The organism is Rhodococcus baikonurensis (assembly GCF_040489275.1).
Lineage (GTDB): Bacteria > Actinomycetota > Actinomycetes > Mycobacteriales > Mycobacteriaceae > Rhodococcus_F > Rhodococcus_F baikonurensis.
Genome location: NZ_JBEUOQ010000018.1, coordinates 83,654 through 103,411, shown reverse-complemented (window position 1 = coordinate 103,411; position 19,758 = coordinate 83,654). Strand labels below are relative to the sequence as shown.

Genomic DNA, 19,758 nt, shown 5'->3' with positions numbered 1-19,758 from the left:
CCGACAAGGACTTCGATGGACATCGTTCGCGTATTCGACAGCAACGTCACCAAGACCCCGGACAAACCCTTCCTGATATTCGACGGTCACGATCACACGTACTCCCAGGTTCAGGACGGAAGTCGGCGCGCCGCAGGATATTTACAGTCGCTGGGCGTGCAGCCAGGTGACCGTGTGGCGCTGATGTGTTACAACACTCCAGGATTCGTGTACGCGATGCTCGGTGCCTGGCGCTTGGGTGCCGTCGTGGTTCCCGTCAATCACAAGATGCAGACTCCGGAAGTTGCCTACGTGCTGGGGCACGCGAAGGTGTCGGTGTGCGTCTTCGACGGTGAGTTGGCGCCGGTCGTCGATCGATTGGAGACCACAGCCAAGCTGATCAGCACGGACTCTGTCGCAGACGGTTTCGACTTCTTCGACGACGCCATCACTCGCCAGGAGGGTGTTGACGGTATCGACATCGACGAGAACGATCCTGCCGAGATCCTCTACACCTCGGGGACTACCGGCTCGCCCAAGGGTTGCGTCCACAGCCATCGCAACGTCGTCGGCGTAGCCGTCACCGCGGCCCTTGCCGTGTCGACGACTCGAGACGAGCGACTGCTCATGGCCGTCCCGATCTGGCACGCTTCCCCACTGAACAACTGGTTCATGTCCACGCTCTACATGGGCGGAACCGTCGTGCTGCTGCGCGAGTATCACCCCGTCAAGTTCCTGGAAACAGTTCAGGAACAGCGTATTACCCTCTGCTTCGGGCCACCGGTCATCTACACCACCGCACTCAACCTGGTGCCGAACTTCGCCGACTACAACCTCGGCAGCGTTCGTGCGTGGCTGTACGGCGGCGGACCGATCGGTGCGGATGTTGCTCGGCGACTGGTGGAGTCGTACGGCACCACCGAATTCCGGCAGGTCTACGGCATGACCGAGACCGGGCCCGTCGGGACTGTGCTGTACCCCGAAGAGCAATTGAGCAAAGCGGGCTCGATCGGCCGCGTCGCGCTGGCCGGCGTCGACCTGCGACTGGTTGCCGATGACGGCACCGACGCGGAGCCCGATCAGATCGGTGAGATCTGGCTGCGCGCCGACACCGTCATGCAGGGGTACCTCGACGACCCCGCTGCCACGAAGGCTGCATTTGCCGACGGAGGTTGGTATCGCACCGGCGATCTGGCGCGTAAGGATGCGGACGGCTACCTCTTCATCGTCGATCGCGCGAAGGACATGATCATCACGGGCGGCGAGAACGTCTACTCCAAGGAGGTCGAGGACGTGATCTCCGGCCACCCGGACGTCGTCGACGTCGCCGTTGTCGGAAAACCCAACGAAGAATGGGGCGAGACCGTCGTCGCACACGTCGTCTGGCGTGAACCGGATGTCATCAGCGCCGACGACATCAAGGATTACCTCTCGGACAAGTTGGCGCGCTACAAGATTCCGCGTGAAGTGGTGTTCGCGACCATCCTTCCGCGCACGCCGACCGGCAAGATCCAGAAGCACCTCATCCGCGCCGCGAGCTGAAAGGCCTGTCATGACTGATATTTCCGAGAAGACTGTCTCCGAGAACACCGTCACCCACCCGGCGCCGCATCGCACCCATGCAGTGCTCAACCAGTCGGTACCGCGCACGGACGTCAACGAGTTCCTGCTCGATACGGTCCTGGTCGAAGGCGTCGCGCGCCACGACGCCGATTGGGCCACCAGTGAACTCACCGACATCGGTGAACTGGTCGGCAGTGCCGGGTTCCAGCACGACGCGGAGCTGGCCAACACGGTGATCCCCGAACTGAAGACCTTCGATCGCTGGGGAAACCGCATCGACGAGGTCGAATACCATCCGTCATATCACCGGATCATCTCTGCCGCCGTTGCGCACGGTGCTCACACCTCTGCCTGGGCTGACCCGAAGCCGGGTGCCAACGTGGCTCGGGCCGCGGCATTCATGCTTTTCTCCCAGGTCGAACCGGGTCACGCATGCCCGATCTCCATGACGCACGCCGTGATCCCCTCGCTCGAGCTGCAGCCGGATGTAGCCGCCCTCTGGAACCCGCGCGCCCTTTCTCGGAGCTACACCCCCGAGTTGGACGCTCCCGGAAAGGCATCCGCGATCTTCGGAATGTCGATGACGGAGAAGCAGGGCGGCTCCGACGTGCGAGCCAACACGACCATCGCCAAGCCGGCCGGACGTGGCGGCCCGGGTGCGGACTACCTGCTCACCGGACACAAGTGGTTCTGCTCGGCGCCGATGTCCGACGCCTTCCTGGTTCTCGCCCAGGCCGAAGGTACTGCCGGCGAGGGACTTTCCTGCTTCCTTCTGCCCCGCATCCTGCCTGACGGCACACGCAACGTTTTCCGTATCCAACGTCTGAAGAACAAGCTGGGCAACAAGTCCAACGCATCGTCCGAGATCGAACTCGACGGCACCGTCGGCACCATGATCGGCGAACCGGGCCGTGGTGTGCGGACCATCATCGAAATGGTGTCCCAGACGCGACTCGACTGCATTCTCGGCAGCACTGCGGGTATGCGTCAGTCGGTGGCCGAAGCGGTGTGGCATGCGCGGCACCGCAGCGCTTTCGGTGCCGTCCTGGCAGATCAGCCGGCAATGACGTCGGTACTTGCCGATCTGGCTCTCGAATCCGAAGCCGCGACCATCACCGCACTGCGATTGGCTCGCGCCCAGGACGAGGACGCGGACGAGCAGGAGAAGGCTTTCCGCCGACTCGCGACAGCCGTTGCGAAGTACTGGATCTGCAAGCGCGGTCCGCACCACTCCTACGAAGCCCTCGAATGCCTGGGCGGCAACGGTTACACCGAGGACTTCCCGCTTGCCCGTCGCTACCGTGAGCAGCCCGTCATGGCCGTGTGGGAGGGGTCAGGCAACGTCATCGCGCTCGATGTCCTGCGCGCGATGACCCGTGAACCCGATTCCGTTGCGGCCTTCGACCACGAGATCAACCTCGCTCGCGGGAACAACCCGGACCTCGATCAGCACCTCGATCGGGTGCGACGCCAACTCGGTGAGCTCGCCACGATGGCACCCGCCGACGCCCAGCTCCGCGCTCGGACCGTCGTCGAGGCTATGGCATTGGCACTGCAGGCCTCGCTCATGGTGCGCCACTCCCCGGCCGCTTCGTCCGATGCCTTCATTGCCGCTCGCCTCGGCGCCGACCGCGGTCACGAGTACGGAACTCTTCCTGTAGGAACGGATTTCGCGGGGATTCTCGCGAGAGCCTAAGGCTGCTCCTTCAGCACCCTGGTGACGGTGTGTACTGCCGGCGTCGGATTGTTCGGTCGCCATGCCATCGCGATTTTCAGCGTGGGCGTGGCCCCGGCGATCGGCAGGTACACGACCCCGTCCATGGACAGATGCGCCGTCGACTCCACGACGACGGCGATCCCGACCCCCGCTCCGACCATGGCCAACAGGCTGTACGGATCGGGGGCTTCGTGCGCGACGGTGGGCGTGAAACCTGCTGTGGCGCACACGGACAACGTCGCATCGCGCACCACCGAGCCGTGCTCGGCGGGATACATCACGAATCGTTCGGTTGCCAGGTCTTCCGGTGACACGGAGTCGTGGGTACTGAGGTGATGCCTGGCCGGAACTGCGACCATCAAGGTTTCCTCGCGCACCGTGTGAGTCTCGAATCCGCGCGGAATGGGCAGGCCGACTATGCCCATGTCGAGTGTTCCGCGTCGGAGAGCGTCGAGCACCTCACCCGAGTACATCTGCGGCCGTAGTTCCAGTTCGATTCCCGGATGGGAGTCGGCCAAGGACCGTGTGAGAGCCGACAGCACCGTGTAGCCGCCGGTTCCGCCGAAACCCACCGTGACACGGCCTGTTTCCCCGGTCGAGGCAGCCGATGCGATATCTCTGACGAGGGCAATCTGCGCTTCGATGATCCGTGCAGGCGTGACCAAGGCTTCACCGGCGGCGGTCAACTGCACTGACCTGGTAGTCCGGACGAACAGGTCGGTGCCGAGTTCGCGCTCGAGCGCCCGAATGGTTTGGCTGAGCGGGGATTGCCCGATGTGGAGTCGCTCGGCGGCCCGGCCGAAATGAAGTTCGTCGGCGACTGCGAGAAACGCGCGCAGCTGACGCAGTTCCATGTCGCTCCTTCCGGTTTCATTATGTGGTTGTCCCACATAAATGAGTCGAACTAAGTCTTGGACTCTACATGGATTTCGGACGATAGTGATTCACGCCTCACATTGCATCCCTTGGTGATGCCCGACGCGAGAATCAGGGAGAACCGTGGATCAAAACCCAGGTCACGACACCAGTCCACCCGAATACAGCACCAAACAGGCGCGCAAGGCCGGAATCACGGCGTTTGTCGGAACGACCATCGAATGGTTCGACTTCTACATCTACGGAACCGCATCAGCCTTGGTCCTTGGCCCACTGTTCTTCCCAGATGCGTCGCCGGCCGTGGGAACACTCGCAGCCTTCGCGACCTTTGCCGTGGGATTCGTGGCTCGGCCGGTCGGCGGAGTGGTGTTCGGGCACTTCGGAGACAAATTCGGCCGCAAGAACGCCGTGATCATCACTCTCGCTCTGATGGGGTTGGGAACGGTCGGTGTCGGCCTCCTCCCTACGTACGCACAGATCGGGATCTGGGCGCCGATACTGCTTGTGGCACTTCGTGTTCTCCAGGGCATTGCCATGGGCGGCGAATGGGGTGGCGCCGTATTGATCGCCACCGAGTTCGCTCCCCCGAAGAAGAAGGTGCTCTACGGGGCGTTTGCGCAGCAGGGTTCGCCGGTCGGAAATCTGCTCGCGACACTCGCGTTCCTCGGCCTGACCTTGATGTCGGATTCGGTGTTCGAGTCGTGGGGTTGGCGTCTGCCGTTCCTCGGATCCGCAGCGTTGGTGATCGTCGCTCTCTACATCAGGCTGCACATCTCCGAGACACCCGAAATGAAGAAGGCTGTTGCGGCACAGGAACGTACACGGATGCCGCTGGTTGAAGTGTTGCGTTCGCATCCCGTCGAACTTGCTCTCGGCGTCGGCGCTGTGGTTGCCGGTGTTGCCATCACGTACGTCAAGACCACCTTTGCGCTCTCATGGGCGACAACGGATCTCGGCTTCGAGCGCAGCGACTTTCTTCTTGTCATCACCGTGGCACTGGTAGCCCAGGCGCTCGTACAGCCTTTCGGCGCTGTGCTGGCCACGCGGATCGATCCGTCGAAAGCGGTCCGTTGGATGCTGCTGCCGGAGATCGTGCTCCTGCCACTGATGTTCGTGCTGGTTCAGACGGGCTCCGTGCCCCTGGCGATTTTGGGTATGGTGCTCGCAACGGCCCCTCATGCAATGTATTACGCCGCCTTGGCCGGCATTCTGGCGCAGGTATTCCCCACCAACGTTCGGTACACGGGCATCTCTCTGTCGTACCAACTCTCGACCGCCGTTTTTGCCGGAACGGCCCCGATGGTCAGCCAGTATCTGCTGACACGCACCAACTCGATCTGGCCGGTCGTAGCTCTCGGGCTCGTGTATGTCGTTCTCTCCCTCGTCTGTATGACTGCTTTGTTGCGCAGGAGTGCGCTGCGCGCGCAAGGGTCGGAGTCGACGAGCTCTTCGAACGTGACCGATGTTTCCACCCTGAAAGGCGTTGACCACTGATGAACTTCGCACACACCGACCCCGCTCTGAAAGCGGTAGTGGACAGATGGACCACCGGGGCGGACCGGAAGACGATGAACGGCTTGCTCGACCGACTGGGTCGAGATGCCGCCGGCCGTTTGTCCGAGCTCGCCGACATCGCCGACAGGAATCCACCGGTGTTGCAGCAGTTCGACAAGGCTGGTGATCGCGTCGACCGGATTTCCTATCACCCGGCCTACCTGGAACTGTGCCGGGCGGCGTACAACGAGTACGGCCTGTCCGCCATGTCGCACCGAAAAGGGTTGCACGGATGGGGCTCCGTACCTCCGCCACTCGCGAAGTACCTCGCGTCGTACGTCTTCGTTCAGGCAGAGTTCGGGCTGGCCTGCCCGGTGTCGATGACAGATGCTGCTGCGCGGACGCTGCGTATGTTCGGTGATCCGGCCGTGTTCTCGCCCTGGATCGACGCGTTGACGTCGACCGATCCCGAGCATGCGAAGACGGGTGCGATGTTCATGACCGAGATTCAGGCAGGCACCGATATCGCCTGCACTGAAACGCGTGCCGAGCGCGACGGTGACGGATGGGTCCTGACGGGCAAGAAGTGGTTCGCCTCCAACCCCGATGCCGACGTGATCATCACCCTTGCAAGATTTCCGGGCGGACAGGATGGTTCGACGCGTGGAGTCGGAATGTTCATGGTGCCCAAGACTTTGGATTCCGGCGAGCGCAACAACCTCACGATCGATCGGCTCAAGGACAAGCTGGGTACACGTTCCATGCCGAGTGGCGAGGTGACGCTGGACCGCGCACACGCACTCCAGGTCGGCGAACTCGAACGAGGTTTCCGGCAGATGGCGGAAATGGTCAACACGTCGCGGTTGTCCAACGCGATGCGTTCGAGCGCTCTCATGCGCCGAGCGGTCCGCGAAGCCGTCGAACATTCGAAGAGCCGAGTCGTGTTCGGTAAGAGGCTCTTCGATCAGCCGCTGATGCGGGCGACTCTTCTTCCCCTCGCGCTCGATGTCGAGGCTTCGCTCGCGCTGGTGGCGTACAGCGCGCAGTGTCTTCAGGCTGCAGACGGTGGTGACGATCAAGCGCGAGCACGGATCAGGGTGCTGACGCCGATCGCCAAACACTTCGTGTGCAAACGTGCGCGTGTGGTCACCGGTGAGGCAATGGAGGTGCGCGGCGGAAACGGGTACATCGAGGAATGGGTCGATCCGCGACTCGTGCGGGACGCTCACCTCGGCTCCATCTGGGAGGGCTCGAGCAATGTCATTGCGCTGGACGTACTTCGGTGCCTACGCAAGTTCGATTCGCACCGCACGGTCGCGGGAGCGATGACGGACATCCTGTCCGCCGTCGGACCGGACTGCGAAGCCGGGGCCGGAGTTCTGTTGCGGCGCTGGGAGGAACTGGTCGATGAAGGAGATCGTCTGATCGCCGGAACCGACGATGCCGCGCAGGCTGCGAGTGCAAGGTACTCCGACGAGTTGGCTCGTACCGTCATGGCGACCCTGCTCTTCGACCTTGCGGATCACGGCATCCGAGAAGGTCGCGGGTACCGGTCACTGCTGGTGGCGAACTCCTACCTGGCCGGTCTAGCCGGGAAGGTGCCGTCGGCCGCGCTCGGCAAACTCGACGTGATAACCGACGGCGGCGACGTCGAGCTGGATGATGCACGTGACGTCGTAGCCGAGTTCCTTTCTGTAGCAGGAGGTCACCGGTGAATACTCCAACAGGCCCCGCACCCCTGGCCGGTGTCCGCGTCCTCGATCTGTCGAAGATCCTTGCCGGGCCGTACGCAACCATGTCACTTGCCGATCTCGGAGCCGACGTCACCAAGATCGAACACCCCGAGGGCGGTGACCCCACGCGTTCATGGGGACCTCCCTTCGTCGGGGTAGATGCCGCCTACTACCTCGCGATCAACCGCGGTAAGAAGTCGGTGACGATCGACCTCAAGTCCACCGAAGGGCAGGAGATCATCCACCGCATGCTCGAAGAGACCGATGTGGTGGTGGAGAACTTCAAGCCGGGCAGCGGATTACAGAAGATCTTCGACTACCAGGCACTGTCCGAGCGGTATCCCCACCTGATCACCCTGCACATCTCGGCGTTCGGTGAAGAAGGCCCACTGCGCGACGAGCCGGGTTACGACATGATCGCGCAAGCCGCTGGAGGGCTCATGTCGCTCACCGGTGAACCCGGCGGCGCCCCGATGAAGTCCGGGTTTGCGTTGGGAGATCTGGGCGCGGCGCTGTTCGGACTGGTCGGGGTGCTGGCCGCATTGGTCGAGCGAGGTCGCACCGGACGCGGACAGTACGTGACCACGTCGCTGTACGAGTGCCAACTCGCCATGCACGTGAACTGGGCGACCAGCTACTTCGCCACCGGTGAGCGTCCGACGGCGCTGGGCTCCGGTCACCCGAATCTTGCCCCCTACCAAGCATTTCCTGCCAGCAACGGGTACTTCGTCATCGCCGTCGGCAACGACGCGATGTGGGCGTCGCTGTGCGAGGCCATCGGTCGAGACGAACTGGCCACCGATCCTCGTTTCGTCCACAACCGTGAGCGGGTGGAGAACCGCGAGAGTCTGGAACGGGAACTCACCATCGCCTTCGCGTCGGACACCGTCGAACACTGGTGCACTCTTCTCGCCGAACGAGCGGTCCCGGTTTCACCGATCCGCCACCTCGACGAGATCTACTCCGATCCCCACACCGCCGCACTCGGCATGGTCGGAACCGTCGACCATCCGACGCTCGGTCCGCTCAAGCAAGTGGCCTTTCCGGTCAACTTCTCCGGCCGGAGGCCACGTCTGACGTCGGCGCCGCCCGTTCTCGGCGCCGACAACGACGAGGTGTTGGGGACCACTCAGGCGAGTCCGCTCAATGCCGGTGCCGTGTTGTCATCCCGCCAGCCGATGGCCTCGACGAGCGTTGTCAGGTCGTAGTCAGGTCCGCTGACGCCGACGGTGAAGAGCGAGACACCGTCGGCGACCAGGTCAGCAGCATTCTCGAGCCCAGGCCACGGAACCGAGTGCTCCACTTCGGTCGGGTTCCGGCCCACGTCGGCGCAATGGTCGGAGAGGATGTCCGACTTGCGCAGGTGTGTCTCGCGGTCACCGAAGCTGTGCCAGACGTCGGCGTACTCGGCGACGAGGCGCAGGGTCTTCTTCTCGCCGCCACCCCCGATGAGAACCGGGATATTGCGCGTCGGAGGCGGGTTGCCCTTGGCCAGGCGGCCCGTGATGCGGGGGAGGTATTCGCCCAGCAGTTTCAGCCGTGAACCGGGAGTGCCGAAGTCGTATCCGAACTGGTCGTAGTCCTTCTCGAACCAGCCGGCACCGATGCCGAGGATCAGACGTCCGCCGCTGATGTGGTCGACGGTTCGCGCCATGTCGGCCAGCAGATCCGGATTGCGGTAACCGCCGCCGGTGACCAGCGCGCCGATCTCGACGCGTTCGGTCTGCTCGGCCCAGGCGCCGAGCATGGTCCAGCATTCGAAGTGGGCGCCGTCGGGATCGCCGGTCAACGGGTAGAAGTGGTCCCAGTTGAAGACGATGTCCACCCCGGCGTCCTCGGACCGCAAGACGGCGTCGCGAATCAACCCGTAATCGGGTGCGTGCTGAGGTTGGAGTTGAACACCGATGCGTACCGGACGAGTCATGCCACGCTCCTGACGAGAGGAATGGTTGTCTTCTCCCATCATGGCCGGGTGTGCGCGGTACCGCTACCGCGGTCGGTGACGGGTATGCCCGCTTCTCATTTTCACCCCTTTTCGAGCGAACGGCACGTTCGGCGCCTTAGATCGACTGAACGTGCCGTTCGCTCAAAAAGGGGGCAGGCAGAAAGGGGGGCAGGCACAAAGGGGGGGCAGGCACAAAGGGGGGCAGGCAAAGGCGGCGGGCAAAACAGGGGCGATCTGCCCACAGCAGACAGGCGGGGCCCCGGCATCGCTGCGCCGGTAGGAATGGATTCATGACTACCGAAGCGCCCACAGATACCGGCTACCGTGACCTGTTGACAGACAGGCTCTTCCGACAGCGAACCATTCTGCTCACCGGCGAGGTCAACGACGCCATGGCCGAACGTGTGTGTTCGGAACTGGTACTACTCGCCACCACCGACCCCAAGCGCGACATCGTGCTCTACATCAATTCACCCGGCGGATCGGTGTTTGCCGGTCTGGCCATCTACGACACGATGAAGCTCATCCCCAACGACGTCGTGACGGTCGCGATGGGCTTCGCCGCCAGCATGGGCCAGGTGCTTCTCTGCTCCGGTACCCACGGCAAGCGAATCAGCCTGGCGCACAGCCGCATCATGATGCACCAACCTTCGGCAGGTATCGGTGGCACTGCGGTGGACATTGCGATCCAGGCCGAGAGCCTCGAGCTGATGAAGCGTCAATCGCAGGAAATCCTCGCCACCGAAACGGGCCGGACCGTCGAGGAGATCGAGACCGACAGTGATCGGGATCGTTGGTTCACCGCCGAACAGGCGCGCGAGTACGGGATCGTCGACCGCGTCGTGACGTCCTTCGCCGAGATCGCACCGCAAGCCACCTTCCCCAAGATCGGATTGTGACGTCATGTCCCAGTACACGATTCCCAGTGTCATCGAGCGAACACCAACGGGTGAGCGGTCTTTCGACATCTTCAGCAGGCTGCTCAACGAACGCATCGTTTTTCTCGGCACGGAGATCGATGACGGCGTCGCCAACGTCGTGATGGCTCAGATGCTGCATCTGCAAGCCGACAACCCGGATCGCGAAATCGGTTTGTACATCAACTCTCCCGGCGGTTCCACCACGGCGATGCTCGCGATCTACGACACCATGCAGTTCTTGAAACCGACGATTTCGACGTACTGCATGGGTCAAGCGGCTTCGGCTGCTGCAGTGCTTCTCGCCGCCGGCACTCCGGGCCATCGGCATGTTCTCGCCCATTCGCGGGTGCTGCTGCACCAACCGTCGACGCAAGGTAGCGGCACCATCTCGGACCTCGCGCTTCAAGCAGCCGAGATCCTGAGAATCCGGGAGCAGACCGAGGCGATTCTTAGCAAGCACACCGGTCAGAGCGTCGAGCGGCTCCGTAAGGACACCGATCGCGACAGGATCTTCACTGCCGACGACGCTATCTCCTACGGGCTGGCTGACACCCTCATCGAAGGGAACTGACTACGCTGCCATCAGGACGGGACCGGAGATCGGTGCGGGAGAATGTCCGAAGGTGAGGGAGTTGAGCGCAACGATCCTGTTGCCTGCTCGGAACAGCAGGTGTTCGAGCGGCATCCCGAGCGCTTCGCAGATGGCGCGCAGAATTTCCGACGACGGTTCCTTCTTGCCTCGTTCGATCTCGGAGAGGTACTGCTTCGACATCCCGACCTTTGCGGCTACGTCGTCGAGAGTTCGATCCTGATCGCGTCGGACCTCCCTCAACACTCGTCCGTAGGCTTCACGAATCAGTGGGGGTTTGCGGACGGCGACAGCCGGATCGGGGAGTTCCGACTCACCCTTGACCAGGACTAATCTCCGCGATGCCTCCATAGGCCGAGTATTCCAGCCGACCGGTTCGCGCACCACCCGGTTCACCGAGGGCTGATAACCCTCAACTTGTCTGGACACCGCCGGCAAGGAACATCGCTCGAAGAACGAAGGCCGCCTCGGGCCCGATGATCTCGCCGACCAGGCTCGTGTAGCGGTCGACGAACTCGGGTCCGTGGGAAGCCTCGTCGGAGGCTGGGTCGCCCAGGTGGTGCGCGAGTTCGTGCAGGACGACGAATTCTCGCAGTGCCCACCGGCCGTCACGGTCGTCTGGAACGGCGATGACGTCGTTCGAATAGTGGGCGGCGGCATTACCGGCGCGGGACCGTACGGACACCGAAACGGCTGCGCGAGGCCAGGTCTCCCGAACCCAGTTCAGTCCGAGTAGCTGATCGCAGTACGCCTGGACCGACTCCACGGAACCGAATTTGCGCTCGACCGGCAGGGTGATGGTGGAACCCATGACCTCGACGCTCCGAAGCCCGCGCTCGTCGGCGCGATCGAACATGGTGCGTACCAACGTCTCTGCCTCGTAGACGGCGCTCCGCTGCTTATCCCTCACGAGTCGAGCTGCCCGCGCACCCCGCCGATCTCCGGAAGGTTTCCCAGGCGTGCGGAGCGCGCCGCCCGATCACCCGCTCGTCGAGCATGCGAGGAATGCCCGGCGCTCGCGCGGCCACCGCCCCGCCACGTCCCACGCGCTTTGGAGTTGGACGAGTAGTAGTCCTTCAGCTCGATTTCCTTGTTACGCAGCACGAGTGCAGTTTCCGAAGACGACGTGGCAGATTCTGCGATCGCCGCCTTCTCCGTCTCCTGCTTCGTCTCGGCCAACCGAGCGCCGATGCGGGACGCGTACGCCATCTGGAAGTTCAGGCGCGCCGTCACTCCGGCCACCGGCTTGCGGACCTGCGTGCTGACGCGTCGTCGTCCACGAGTTTCGACGACTGTCCGCACGGACGTTTCGCCGCGGTACGCCCCGGAGCGTACGTAGGCGTCGGAGTCACGCACCATCTGGAAGAGCAGGCTCGAGTACAGGGCTTCGCACACGTCGATGTCACCGGCGAAGCCGTAGGCGTAGATGACGGCCGACGTCTGCGCGATGTCGCACTGCACGTCGTTGGCAGCGGCGATCGCGATGAACAACTGAGCGTACGTTCGCAGCCCGCGCTTGCCAGGTTCGCCGATGGTGATGAGCCGTTGAGTGGGCGTCGCACGTTTTTCAGAGGACGCGGTGTGCGCACGTGCGACCGCCAGGTCGATCGCGGAACCGGTGGCCAACCGCTGCGCGGCGGCCATGAAGGCTTCACCTTCGTGTGGATTGTCGGTGGACTCCGCTTGGCGAAGCAACGCACCGATGCGGGTCAGCATCTTCTCCGAACTCACCGTGAAAGACTACGCTCGCGCGCCGACACGGACGTTTATGCTGCTAGCGCACACGCTCACCCTCAACTTGGATCGTCCGGCACGTTCCTGCCGGTAGAAGGGATCAACCCCGTCATGGCTTCAGTGACTTTCGAGAGCACCACCTGCCTGTTCCCCGGATCGAGCACGCCGGCAGTGGACAACCTCGACCTCGAGATCGAGGACGGCGAGTTCCTCGTCCTCGTCGGACCCTCCGGCTGCGGAAAGTCGACCACCCTGCGCATGCTCGCCGGGCTCGAAGACGTCCACAGCGGACGCATCCTCATCGGCGACCGAGACGTCACCGGTCAGGAACCGAAAGAGCGCGACATCGCGATGGTCTTCCAGAACTACGCTCTGTACCCGCACATGTCGGTGGCCGAGAACATGGGTTTTGCGCTCAAGCTCGCCGGAACCAACAAGACGGAGATCCGCGCCCGCGTCGAAGAGGTCGCGAAGATGCTCGACCTCGAGCCGTACCTCGATCGCAAGCCCAAAGCGCTGTCCGGTGGTCAGCGTCAGCGAGTGGCGATGGGCCGCGCCATCGTCCGCCAGCCGCAGGTCTTCCTCATGGACGAGCCGCTGTCGAACCTCGACGCGAAACTCCGTGTGCAGACGCGTACGCAGATCGCTCAGCTGCAGCGACGCCTCGCGACGACGATGGTCTACGTGACCCACGACCAGGTCGAGGCGATGACGATGGGTGACCGCGTCGCAGTCCTCGAGAAGGGAATCTTGCAGCAGTGCGCCTCGCCGCGCGAGCTGTACAACAAGCCGAAGAACGTCTTCGTCGCCGGCTTCATGGGTTCACCCGCGATGAACCTCTTCACCCTCCCCGTCGTCGACGGCGGCGTCGCATTCGGCGACGGGATCGTTCCGGTTCCGCGCGAGACGATGAACGGCGTCGTCGAAACCGAGGTCGTTCTGGGTATTCGCCCCGAGCACCTCGAGATCGCCGCCGAAGGCCTGCCGATGGAGGTCGACGTCGTCGAAGAACTCGGTTCCGACGCCTACGTCTACGGACGCACCACGGTCGGTGGGCGGTTGCAGCAGATCGTTTCGCGTGGTGACTGGCGCAATCCGCCGCAGAAGGGCGAGCGCGTCAACCTGCGAGTCGACCCCGAGAAGGTGCACATTTTTGCCACCACCGACGGGCGCCGCCTGGGTTAGGTGGACCTGTCAAACGACACATGACCGATTCAGGTTCGGCGTAATACCCACAAGTACGGGTGTCTCGTGCCACAGTAGGGGCCGATGCCGGGAGCCGGCACCCATGGCGCATGCCGTGAGCCGGCTCTCGGTGACCGTCTATTTGTCATACACATACGGGGAGCGAATCCATGGTTCTGAACTCGAAGGCGATGCGCCGCGCTGCAATTGCAGCCACGGCAGCGTCCATGCTGGTACTGGCAGGCTGCTCGTCCGATTCGGACAAGGACAGCGGAACCAGCACGACGGCCGCATCCGGGGGATCGTCCTCGAGCGAAGGCCGCGGACCCATCACGATCGTCGAGGGGCAGGATGCCCTGAACGAGGCGCTCGAAAACATCATCACCGACTGGAACGCCGAGCATCCGGACGAGAAGGTCACGCTCAAGCCGCTGGCCAAGGAAGCCAACGCGCAGGTCGACGACATCACCCAGCGCATGCAGGCCAAGAGCGACGAGTACGACCTCATCGGTGTCGACGTCGTGAACACCGCGCAGTTCGCTGCAAACGGCTGGCTGCTGCCGCTCGAGGGTGACCTCGCGATCGACGAGTCCGGCCTCCTGCCGTCGACCGTCGCTTCGGGCACCTACAACGGCAAGCTCTACGCAGCGCCGAAGAACACCAACGCCGCGTTCCTGTACTACCGCAAGGACCTCGTCGAGAAGGCTCCCACCACGTGGGCCGAGCTCAAGGAAAACTGCCCGAAGGCTGTCGAAGCCGGCATCTCCTGCTACATCGGTCAGTTCAAGAACTACGAGGGCCTGACGGTCAACACCACCGAGATCACCAACGCTTTCGACGGCCCGTGGGTCGGCCCGGACGGACTCACCCCGGCCATCGACGACAAGACGAAGGCAGGCGTCCAGTCGATCGTCGACAACTTCGCCGACAACACCATCCCGCAGGAAGCACTGACCTACTCCGAGGGCGAGTCGCAGACCGCGTTCGGTGACGGCAAGGCACTCTTCATGCGCACGTGGTCCGGCTTCTCGGTCGACGGTGAGAAGACCTCGGTTGCGGGCAAGTACGGCTACACCGTTCTTCCGGGTGTCGACGGACCGGGTGCTTCGACGGTCGGCGGCTACAACGTCGGCATCAGCGCGTACTCGGACGCACCGGCCACGGCTCGTGACTTCCTCGAGTTCATGCAGACCAAGAAGTCGCAGACGTATTTCACCGAGGTCGGCGGCGCCCCCGTCCTCTCGGCTGTCTACGACGACCCGGCAGTGCTCGCTCAGTTCCCGTACTTCGCGACCCTGAAGGAAGCCCTCGCTACCGCTCAGCCGCGCCCCGTCACGCCGTACTACACGCAGGTGTCGAAGTCGATCTCCGACAACACCTACGCTGCTATTCGCGGCGAGAAGACCGTCGAGCAGGCCTTGGCGGACACCAAGGCCGGCATCGAAACCGCCGGTAACTGATCTACCAGGAGCAATAAGCAATGGCAGAACCGCAGGATCCTTCCGCGGCTGTGCCTACCAACCCCACGGTCGGGGCCGGTTCAACCGGTCCCGACCGTTCGGGCGTTGGTGGGAGACACCGTGCACCGGAACCGCTAGAAGAGCCGTCGGCATCCGAGGCAGCAGGGACATCCCTGACCAAGGTTCTGCCTGACCTTGCAGCTACTCCACCCCCACCGACCTCGCCCCCGCCTGCGTCGGCCGACAAGCCGAAGAAGCGTCGACGAGTTCCGGTGTGGGCGTTCGTCGCACCGTCGCTGATCGTTCTCGCCGTCATCATTCTGTATCCGCTCGGACGAGCGATCTGGATGTCGATGCACAGCGACGGCAAGAAACTCGATCCCGAGACCGGCATGTTCGTCACCGGACAGTTCACGTGGTTCGACAACTACAAGAACTGGATCACCGAGTCCTGCAACACCGCCAACGGTTCGATTCCCTGCCCGCCCGGCACACTCGGATCGCAGTTCTGGCAGTCGATCGGAAACACGTTCGGCTTCACCGTCGTCACCGTCCTGCTCGAGACGGTGATCGGTCTGTCGATGGCGCTGATCATGGCCAAGACGTTCCGCGGACGCGGTTTGCTCCGCGCTTCCGTGCTGATTCCCTGGGCCATCCCCACGGCGGTCACCGCGAAGCTGTGGTTCTTCATCTTCGCCAACGACGGCATTGCCAACAAGATCCTCGGCACCAACATCCTGTGGACGGCCGATCCCTGGCCGGCGCGATTCGCGATCGTCGTCGCCGACGTCTGGAAGACGGCGCCGTTCATGGCGTTGCTGATTCTCGCGGGTCTGCAGATGATTCCCGCCGACGTCTACGAGGCCGCCAAGGTCGACGGTGCGACGGCGTGGCAGCGGTTCCGCATGATCACGCTTCCACTGGTCAAGCCCGCACTCATGGTGGCGGTGCTCTTCCGCACGATGGACGCGCTGCGCATGTACGACCTGCCCGCGATCATGATGGGATCCAATCCGGCCACCTCCACCATCTCGGTTCTGGTGGTCGATCAGATGCGCGTCGGCGCCAATTCGGCGTCGGCACTGTCCACCATCACGTTCCTCATCATCTTCGCTGTGGCCTTCATCCTGGTCCGATTCCTCGGAGCCAATGCGGTCAGCACGCAGGAAAAGCAGCGGAAGGGGGAGCCGGTATGAACAAGGCACTACGCGGCAAGATCGGCACCTACATCGGCGTCGTACTGATCATCGTGTGGGGACTCGCTCCTTGCTACTGGATGATCGTGACGGCGCTGCGCGACCCGGCGGACACGTTCTCGACGTCGCTGTGGCCCACCAATCTCACGCTGTCCAACTTCACGGCGGCGCTCGATCCCGATGCCAAGGTGAACTTCACCCGGGCACTGATGAACAGCCTCATCATCGCGGGTGCGACCACGCTGATCGCCTTGGTCATCGGTGTGTTCACGGCGTACGCGCTCTCAAGGTTCGACTTCCGTGGCAAATACTTCGTCACCGGAATCATCCTCGGCGCGTCCATGTTTCCGGTCGTCGCCCTCGTGACTCCTCTGTTCCAGTTGTTCACCGACATCGGCTGGATCGGCAGCTACAAAGCGCTGATCATCCCGAACATCTCGTTCGTGCTGCCGCTGACGGTCTACACGCTGACGTCGTTCTTCTCCGAACTTCCGTGGGAGCTCGAAGAAGCGGCGCGTATCGACGGCGCCACCCGTGGCCAGGCCTTCCGTCTGATCATGCTGCCGCTCGCCGCGCCGGCGCTGTTCACCACCGCGATCCTGGCCTTCATCGCGACGGTCAACGAGTACCTGCTCTCGCTGCAACTCTCGAGTGACAAGACCGCGCCCGTCACGGTGGCGATGGCCAAGTTCTCCGGAACCGACCCATTCGTCACGCCGTACACCTCGATCATGGCCGGCGGAACCCTGGTGATGGTCCCGTTGGTCATCATGGTTCTCATCTTCCAGCGACGCATCATCGCCGGTCTGACCGCAGGCGGCGTCAAGTCGTGATGCGGGCCGCACGGTTTCGATGAGGCGGGCTTCGCGCGCCCAGCGCATGGAGCTGATTGCCGGCTTCATCTCGGTCTTCGCCCTCATGGCGTTGATCGGCGCTGTGGTTGCGATAGTCAAGGGTGACCCCGGCGTTATGCCGTCTTTGGTGCTGCTCGGTTGCGTCGTCGCTCTCGGGCTGGCGTTCCGCGGATATCGGAACGCGGTCCGAGCAGAACGTCGCGAGTAGCCAGCCCGGTAGGGTGACATTTCGGTATCGCAGTTGCCGGGAGTTATCTGATCGAGATATCACCCTGGTGGAATGGTGCCGGTAAGTCCGGATCCACGACCGGGAGTGTTGAGTGAGTCCATCGAACAGATCGAGTGCGACGGGTGGCGATCAGTCGTCGGCTCGATCGGGCAAGTCGGCTAATTCGCCTCGGTCGAGCAAGTCGGCCAAGCCGGCGAAGAAGCAGCGCTCCAAGTGGCGGTACGTCCGGCGGACCATCTACGTTCTCGTGCTCCTGATGATCATCGTGCCTGCGTCGGTTTTTGCTGTCGCGTACAGCCGGACCGACGTCCCGCGCCCCTCGGACATGCAGACCAATCAGGTGTCCACCATCTACATGGCCGACGGTACGACCGTGCTCGGGAAAGTGGTGCCGCCAGAGGGAAACCGGACCGAGGTCGCGTTGTCGGCCATCCCGATTCACGTCCGCGATTCGGTGCTCTCGGCGGAGGATCGTAACTTCTACACCAACCCCGGATTCTCGATCTCCGGATTTGCTCGCGCTGCCCGCGACAACGTGATGGGCAAGGAAAGCGCCGGCGGTGGCTCGACGATCACTCAGCAATACGTGAAGAACGTCTTGGTCGGCGACAAGCGCAGTATCGACCGGAAGCTGCGTGAGCTTGTCATCTCCGCGAAGATGGCGCGCGAGTGGTCCAAGGACGACATTCTTGCCGCGTATCTCAACACCATCTACTTCGGTCGCGGTGCGTACGGCATCGCCGCCGCGTCGAACGCGTACTTCGACAAGCCGGTCAGTGAGCTGAGCGTCGAGGAAGGCGCAGTTCTCGCGTCCGTCATCCAGAGCCCGTCGTTCCTGGACCCCGAGACCAATCTGTCCGCGCTGCAAGCGCGCTGGGATTACGTTCTCAACGGCATGGTGGATCTGGGCAGCCTGACCAAGACGGATCGCGACGCCATGCAGTTCCCGGCTGTCGCCCCCGCCAATCGGCCGACCGATCTGAACCAGGCGCCCGGACCCGAAGGCCACATCAAGGCCCAGGTACTCAAGGAACTGGCCGAGGCCGGGATCAGCGATCAGACGTTGAACACCGCTGGTCTGCAGATCACGACGACCATCGACCCGGTCGCGCAGGAAGCTGCGCTGAACGCCGTCAAGCGGAATCTCGAGGGCGAGCCGGAAGACCTGCGGACCGCAGTAGTGTCCATCGACCCCAAGACCGGTGGGGTCGACGCCTATTACGGCGGTGACGACGGAGCCGGCTTCGACTATGCCCAGGCACCGCTGCAGACCGGTTCAGCGTTCAAGGTCTTCGGTCTGGTCGCAGCATTGATGGAAGATATTCCGCTGTCCGCGCGGTTCGACAGTTCACCGCTCACGATCAACGGTGTGACGATCGGAAACGTCGGCGGCGAATCCTGTGGTCGATGCACCATCGCCGAGGCACTCAAGCGCTCGCTGAACACCAGCTTCTACCGGTTGATGCTCTCGATGGAGAACGGTCCCCAGAAGATCGCCGACGCCGCCCACCTGGCCGGAATCCCCGAACACATTCCAGGGCTCGACTACCCGACGCTCACCCAGGAGGGTGGCCCGCCGGAGAACGGAATCGTGCTCGGCCAGTATCAGTCTCGCGTTATCGACATGGCCTCCGCGTACGCGACGCTCGCTAACTCCGGCGTGTACCAGCAGCCGCACTTCATCCAGAAGGTCGTGACGGCCGAAGGTGAAGTCCTGCTCGATCGTCCGGTCTCGCCTGGTGAGCGTCGTCTTGATGCGGCCGTCGCGGACAACGTCACGCAGGCGATGCTGCCGATCGCGTCGTACTCGAACGGTCACGCGCTTGCCGGTGGACGCCCGTCCGCTGCCAAGACCGGCACCGCGCAGCTGGGTGACACCGGGCAGAACAAGGATGCATGGATGGTCGGTTACACGCCGTCGCTGTCCACCGCGGTCTGGATCGGTACTTCCGACGCGCAGGCCATCACCAACTCCTACGGCGGCTTGATCTACGGCTCCGGAGTGCCTGCCGACATCTGGAAGAGCACGATGGACGGCGCGCTGAAGGGATCCGACTGGGAGAGCTTCCCGTGGCCGGATCCCATCGGCGGGCAGGCCGGCGTTCCCGCGAACTCCGGCGTGACCTCGGGCGACGGGACGGGTACGCCCACAACGGGCGCGGCCGCTCCCCCAGCGCCCATCGAGGTGCCTGGCTTGCCGCCGATCGAAGTGCCGCCGCTCCCCCAGTTGCCGCGTCAGATCGAGATCCTGCCTGGCATCGTCATCCCACTACCGGGCTGACAG

18 protein-coding genes are annotated in these 19,758 nt (G+C 63.3%); 13 read left to right on the top strand and 5 right to left on the bottom strand.

The annotated features are described in order from the left end of the window. Nucleotides 1-15 precede the first annotated feature (15 nt). Together ABWI03_RS28990 and ABWI03_RS28985 are read left to right on the top strand one after the other, a co-directional pair. Nucleotides 16-1,521 (top strand): class I adenylate-forming enzyme family protein, encoded by a 1,506-nt coding sequence (locus ABWI03_RS28990; RefSeq protein ID WP_298775643.1) that lies wholly within the window; start codon nucleotides 16-18, stop codon nucleotides 1,519-1,521. Nucleotides 1,522-1,531: 10 nt separating this feature from the next. After that, nucleotides 1,532-3,238, top strand: coding sequence for an acyl-CoA dehydrogenase family protein (locus ABWI03_RS28985; RefSeq protein WP_298775641.1), 1,707 nt, complete (start codon nucleotides 1,532-1,534; stop codon nucleotides 3,236-3,238). Here ABWI03_RS28985 and ABWI03_RS28980 read toward each other — a convergent pair. After that, complete coding sequence (locus tag ABWI03_RS28980) at nucleotides 3,235-4,113, bottom strand: LysR family transcriptional regulator (RefSeq protein ID WP_200313079.1); 879 nt, start codon at nucleotides 4,111-4,113, stop codon at nucleotides 3,235-3,237. The genes ABWI03_RS28985 and ABWI03_RS28980 overlap by 4 nt on opposite strands. Nucleotides 4,114-4,258: 145 nt before the next feature. On the opposite strand from ABWI03_RS28980, the gene ABWI03_RS28975 reads away from it, so the two are divergent. Genes ABWI03_RS28975 through ABWI03_RS28965 form a run of 3 tightly spaced genes read left to right on the top strand, consistent with a single transcriptional unit; the run spans nucleotide 4,259 to nucleotide 8,570 of the window. Continuing rightward, nucleotides 4,259-5,629 (top strand): MFS transporter, encoded by a 1,371-nt coding sequence (locus ABWI03_RS28975; RefSeq protein WP_095973566.1) that lies wholly within the window; start codon nucleotides 4,259-4,261, stop codon nucleotides 5,627-5,629. After that, entirely contained in the window at nucleotides 5,629-7,344 is a 1,716-nt protein-coding gene (locus tag ABWI03_RS28970; protein ID WP_298775637.1) for an acyl-CoA dehydrogenase family protein, read from the top strand. Before ABWI03_RS28975 ends, ABWI03_RS28970 begins: the two co-directional genes overlap by 1 nt. Continuing rightward, entirely contained in the window at nucleotides 7,341-8,570 is a 1,230-nt protein-coding gene (locus ABWI03_RS28965) for a CaiB/BaiF CoA transferase family protein (protein WP_298775635.1), read from the top strand. The genes ABWI03_RS28970 and ABWI03_RS28965 overlap by 4 nt, the downstream gene beginning before the upstream one ends. Here ABWI03_RS28965 and ABWI03_RS28960 read toward each other — a convergent pair. Beyond that, entirely contained in the window at nucleotides 8,492-9,286 is a 795-nt protein-coding gene (locus ABWI03_RS28960; RefSeq protein ID WP_095973563.1) for an LLM class F420-dependent oxidoreductase, read from the bottom strand. The genes ABWI03_RS28965 and ABWI03_RS28960 overlap by 79 nt on opposite strands. Nucleotides 9,287-9,597: 311 nt before the next feature. Between ABWI03_RS28960 and ABWI03_RS28955 the strand changes: the two genes are divergently transcribed. Together ABWI03_RS28955 and ABWI03_RS28950 are read left to right on the top strand one after the other, a co-directional pair. Further along, entirely contained in the window at nucleotides 9,598-10,206 is a 609-nt protein-coding gene (locus ABWI03_RS28955; protein ID WP_054187251.1) for a ClpP family protease, read from the top strand. A 4-nt stretch (nucleotides 10,207-10,210) separates the two neighbouring features. After that, a complete protein-coding gene (locus ABWI03_RS28950) occupies nucleotides 10,211-10,798 on the top strand; it encodes an ATP-dependent Clp protease proteolytic subunit (protein ID WP_003945993.1) in 588 nt (195 codons plus the stop codon). Here the strand turns inward: ABWI03_RS28950 and ABWI03_RS28945 are convergent, their stop codons facing one another. The 3 genes from ABWI03_RS28945 to ABWI03_RS28935 all read right to left on the bottom strand — a co-directional run bounded on the left by ABWI03_RS28945 (nucleotide 10,799) and on the right by ABWI03_RS28935 (nucleotide 12,547). Next, nucleotides 10,799-11,167 carry a helix-turn-helix domain-containing protein gene (locus tag ABWI03_RS28945; protein ID WP_054187250.1) on the bottom strand — a complete coding sequence of 123 codons (369 nt, stop codon included), beginning with the start codon at nucleotides 11,165-11,167 and terminating at the stop codon, nucleotides 10,799-10,801. Between the two features lie 61 nt (nucleotides 11,168-11,228). After that, nucleotides 11,229-11,726: a TIGR04338 family metallohydrolase gene (locus ABWI03_RS28940; RefSeq protein ID WP_124568466.1), complete on the bottom strand. Its 498-nt coding sequence runs from the start codon at nucleotides 11,724-11,726 to the stop codon at nucleotides 11,229-11,231. Next, complete coding sequence (locus ABWI03_RS28935; protein ID WP_095971623.1) at nucleotides 11,723-12,547, bottom strand: DUF2786 domain-containing protein; 825 nt, start codon at nucleotides 12,545-12,547, stop codon at nucleotides 11,723-11,725. The genes ABWI03_RS28940 and ABWI03_RS28935 overlap by 4 nt, the downstream gene beginning before the upstream one ends. 114 nt (nucleotides 12,548-12,661) lie before the next feature. Here ABWI03_RS28935 and ABWI03_RS28930 point away from each other — a divergent pair, with 114 nt between their 5' ends. From ABWI03_RS28930 to ABWI03_RS28905, 6 genes are all read left to right on the top strand, one after another. Next, nucleotides 12,662-13,735 (top strand): ABC transporter ATP-binding protein, encoded by a 1,074-nt coding sequence (locus tag ABWI03_RS28930; protein WP_298775629.1) that lies wholly within the window; start codon nucleotides 12,662-12,664, stop codon nucleotides 13,733-13,735. Nucleotides 13,736-13,905: 170 nt separating this feature from the next. Next, on the top strand, nucleotides 13,906-15,195 hold the full coding sequence (locus ABWI03_RS28925) for an ABC transporter substrate-binding protein (RefSeq protein ID WP_003946022.1): 1,290 nt from the start codon (nucleotides 13,906-13,908) through the stop codon (nucleotides 15,193-15,195). A 20-nt stretch (nucleotides 15,196-15,215) separates the two neighbouring features. Further along, entirely contained in the window at nucleotides 15,216-16,391 is a 1,176-nt protein-coding gene (locus tag ABWI03_RS28920; RefSeq protein WP_185564744.1) for a carbohydrate ABC transporter permease, read from the top strand. Next, complete coding sequence (locus ABWI03_RS28915) at nucleotides 16,388-17,224, top strand: carbohydrate ABC transporter permease (RefSeq protein WP_003946046.1); 837 nt, start codon at nucleotides 16,388-16,390, stop codon at nucleotides 17,222-17,224. Before ABWI03_RS28920 ends, ABWI03_RS28915 begins: the two co-directional genes overlap by 4 nt. A 19-nt stretch (nucleotides 17,225-17,243) precedes the next feature. Beyond that, nucleotides 17,244-17,453, top strand: coding sequence for a hypothetical protein (locus tag ABWI03_RS28910; protein WP_019746112.1), 210 nt, complete (start codon nucleotides 17,244-17,246; stop codon nucleotides 17,451-17,453). A gap of 112 nt (nucleotides 17,454-17,565) precedes the next feature. Next, on the top strand, nucleotides 17,566-19,755 hold the full coding sequence (locus ABWI03_RS28905) for a transglycosylase domain-containing protein (RefSeq protein ID WP_353799010.1): 2,190 nt from the start codon (nucleotides 17,566-17,568) through the stop codon (nucleotides 19,753-19,755). Nucleotides 19,756-19,758: the final 3 nt, after the last annotated feature.

Excerpts from the sequence above, each read along its gene's own strand:
- ABWI03_RS28915 (WP_003946046.1), top strand. The coding sequence starts at position 16,388 with ATGAACAAGGCACTACGCGGCAAGATCGGCACCTACATCGGCGTCGTA.
- ABWI03_RS28910 (WP_019746112.1), top strand. The coding sequence starts at position 17,244 with ATGAGGCGGGCTTCGCGCGCCCAGCGCATGGAGCTGATTGCCGGCTTC.
- ABWI03_RS28990 (WP_298775643.1), top strand. The coding sequence starts at position 16 with ATGGACATCGTTCGCGTATTCGACAGCAACGTCACCAAGACCCCGGAC.
- ABWI03_RS28925 (WP_003946022.1), top strand. The coding sequence starts at position 13,906 with ATGGTTCTGAACTCGAAGGCGATGCGCCGCGCTGCAATTGCAGCCACG.
- ABWI03_RS28930 (WP_298775629.1), top strand. The coding sequence starts at position 12,662 with ATGGCTTCAGTGACTTTCGAGAGCACCACCTGCCTGTTCCCCGGATCG.
- ABWI03_RS28955 (WP_054187251.1), top strand. The coding sequence starts at position 9,598 with ATGACTACCGAAGCGCCCACAGATACCGGCTACCGTGACCTGTTGACA.
- ABWI03_RS28980 (WP_200313079.1), bottom strand. The coding sequence starts at position 4,113 with ATGGAACTGCGTCAGCTGCGCGCGTTTCTCGCAGTCGCCGACGAACTT.
- ABWI03_RS28970 (WP_298775637.1), top strand. The coding sequence starts at position 5,629 with ATGAACTTCGCACACACCGACCCCGCTCTGAAAGCGGTAGTGGACAGA.
- ABWI03_RS28920 (WP_185564744.1), top strand. The coding sequence starts at position 15,216 with ATGGCAGAACCGCAGGATCCTTCCGCGGCTGTGCCTACCAACCCCACG.
- ABWI03_RS28945 (WP_054187250.1), bottom strand. The coding sequence starts at position 11,167 with ATGGAGGCATCGCGGAGATTAGTCCTGGTCAAGGGTGAGTCGGAACTC.
- ABWI03_RS28960 (WP_095973563.1), bottom strand. The coding sequence starts at position 9,286 with ATGACTCGTCCGGTACGCATCGGTGTTCAACTCCAACCTCAGCACGCA.
- ABWI03_RS28950 (WP_003945993.1), top strand. The coding sequence starts at position 10,211 with ATGTCCCAGTACACGATTCCCAGTGTCATCGAGCGAACACCAACGGGT.
- ABWI03_RS28985 (WP_298775641.1), top strand. The coding sequence starts at position 1,532 with ATGACTGATATTTCCGAGAAGACTGTCTCCGAGAACACCGTCACCCAC.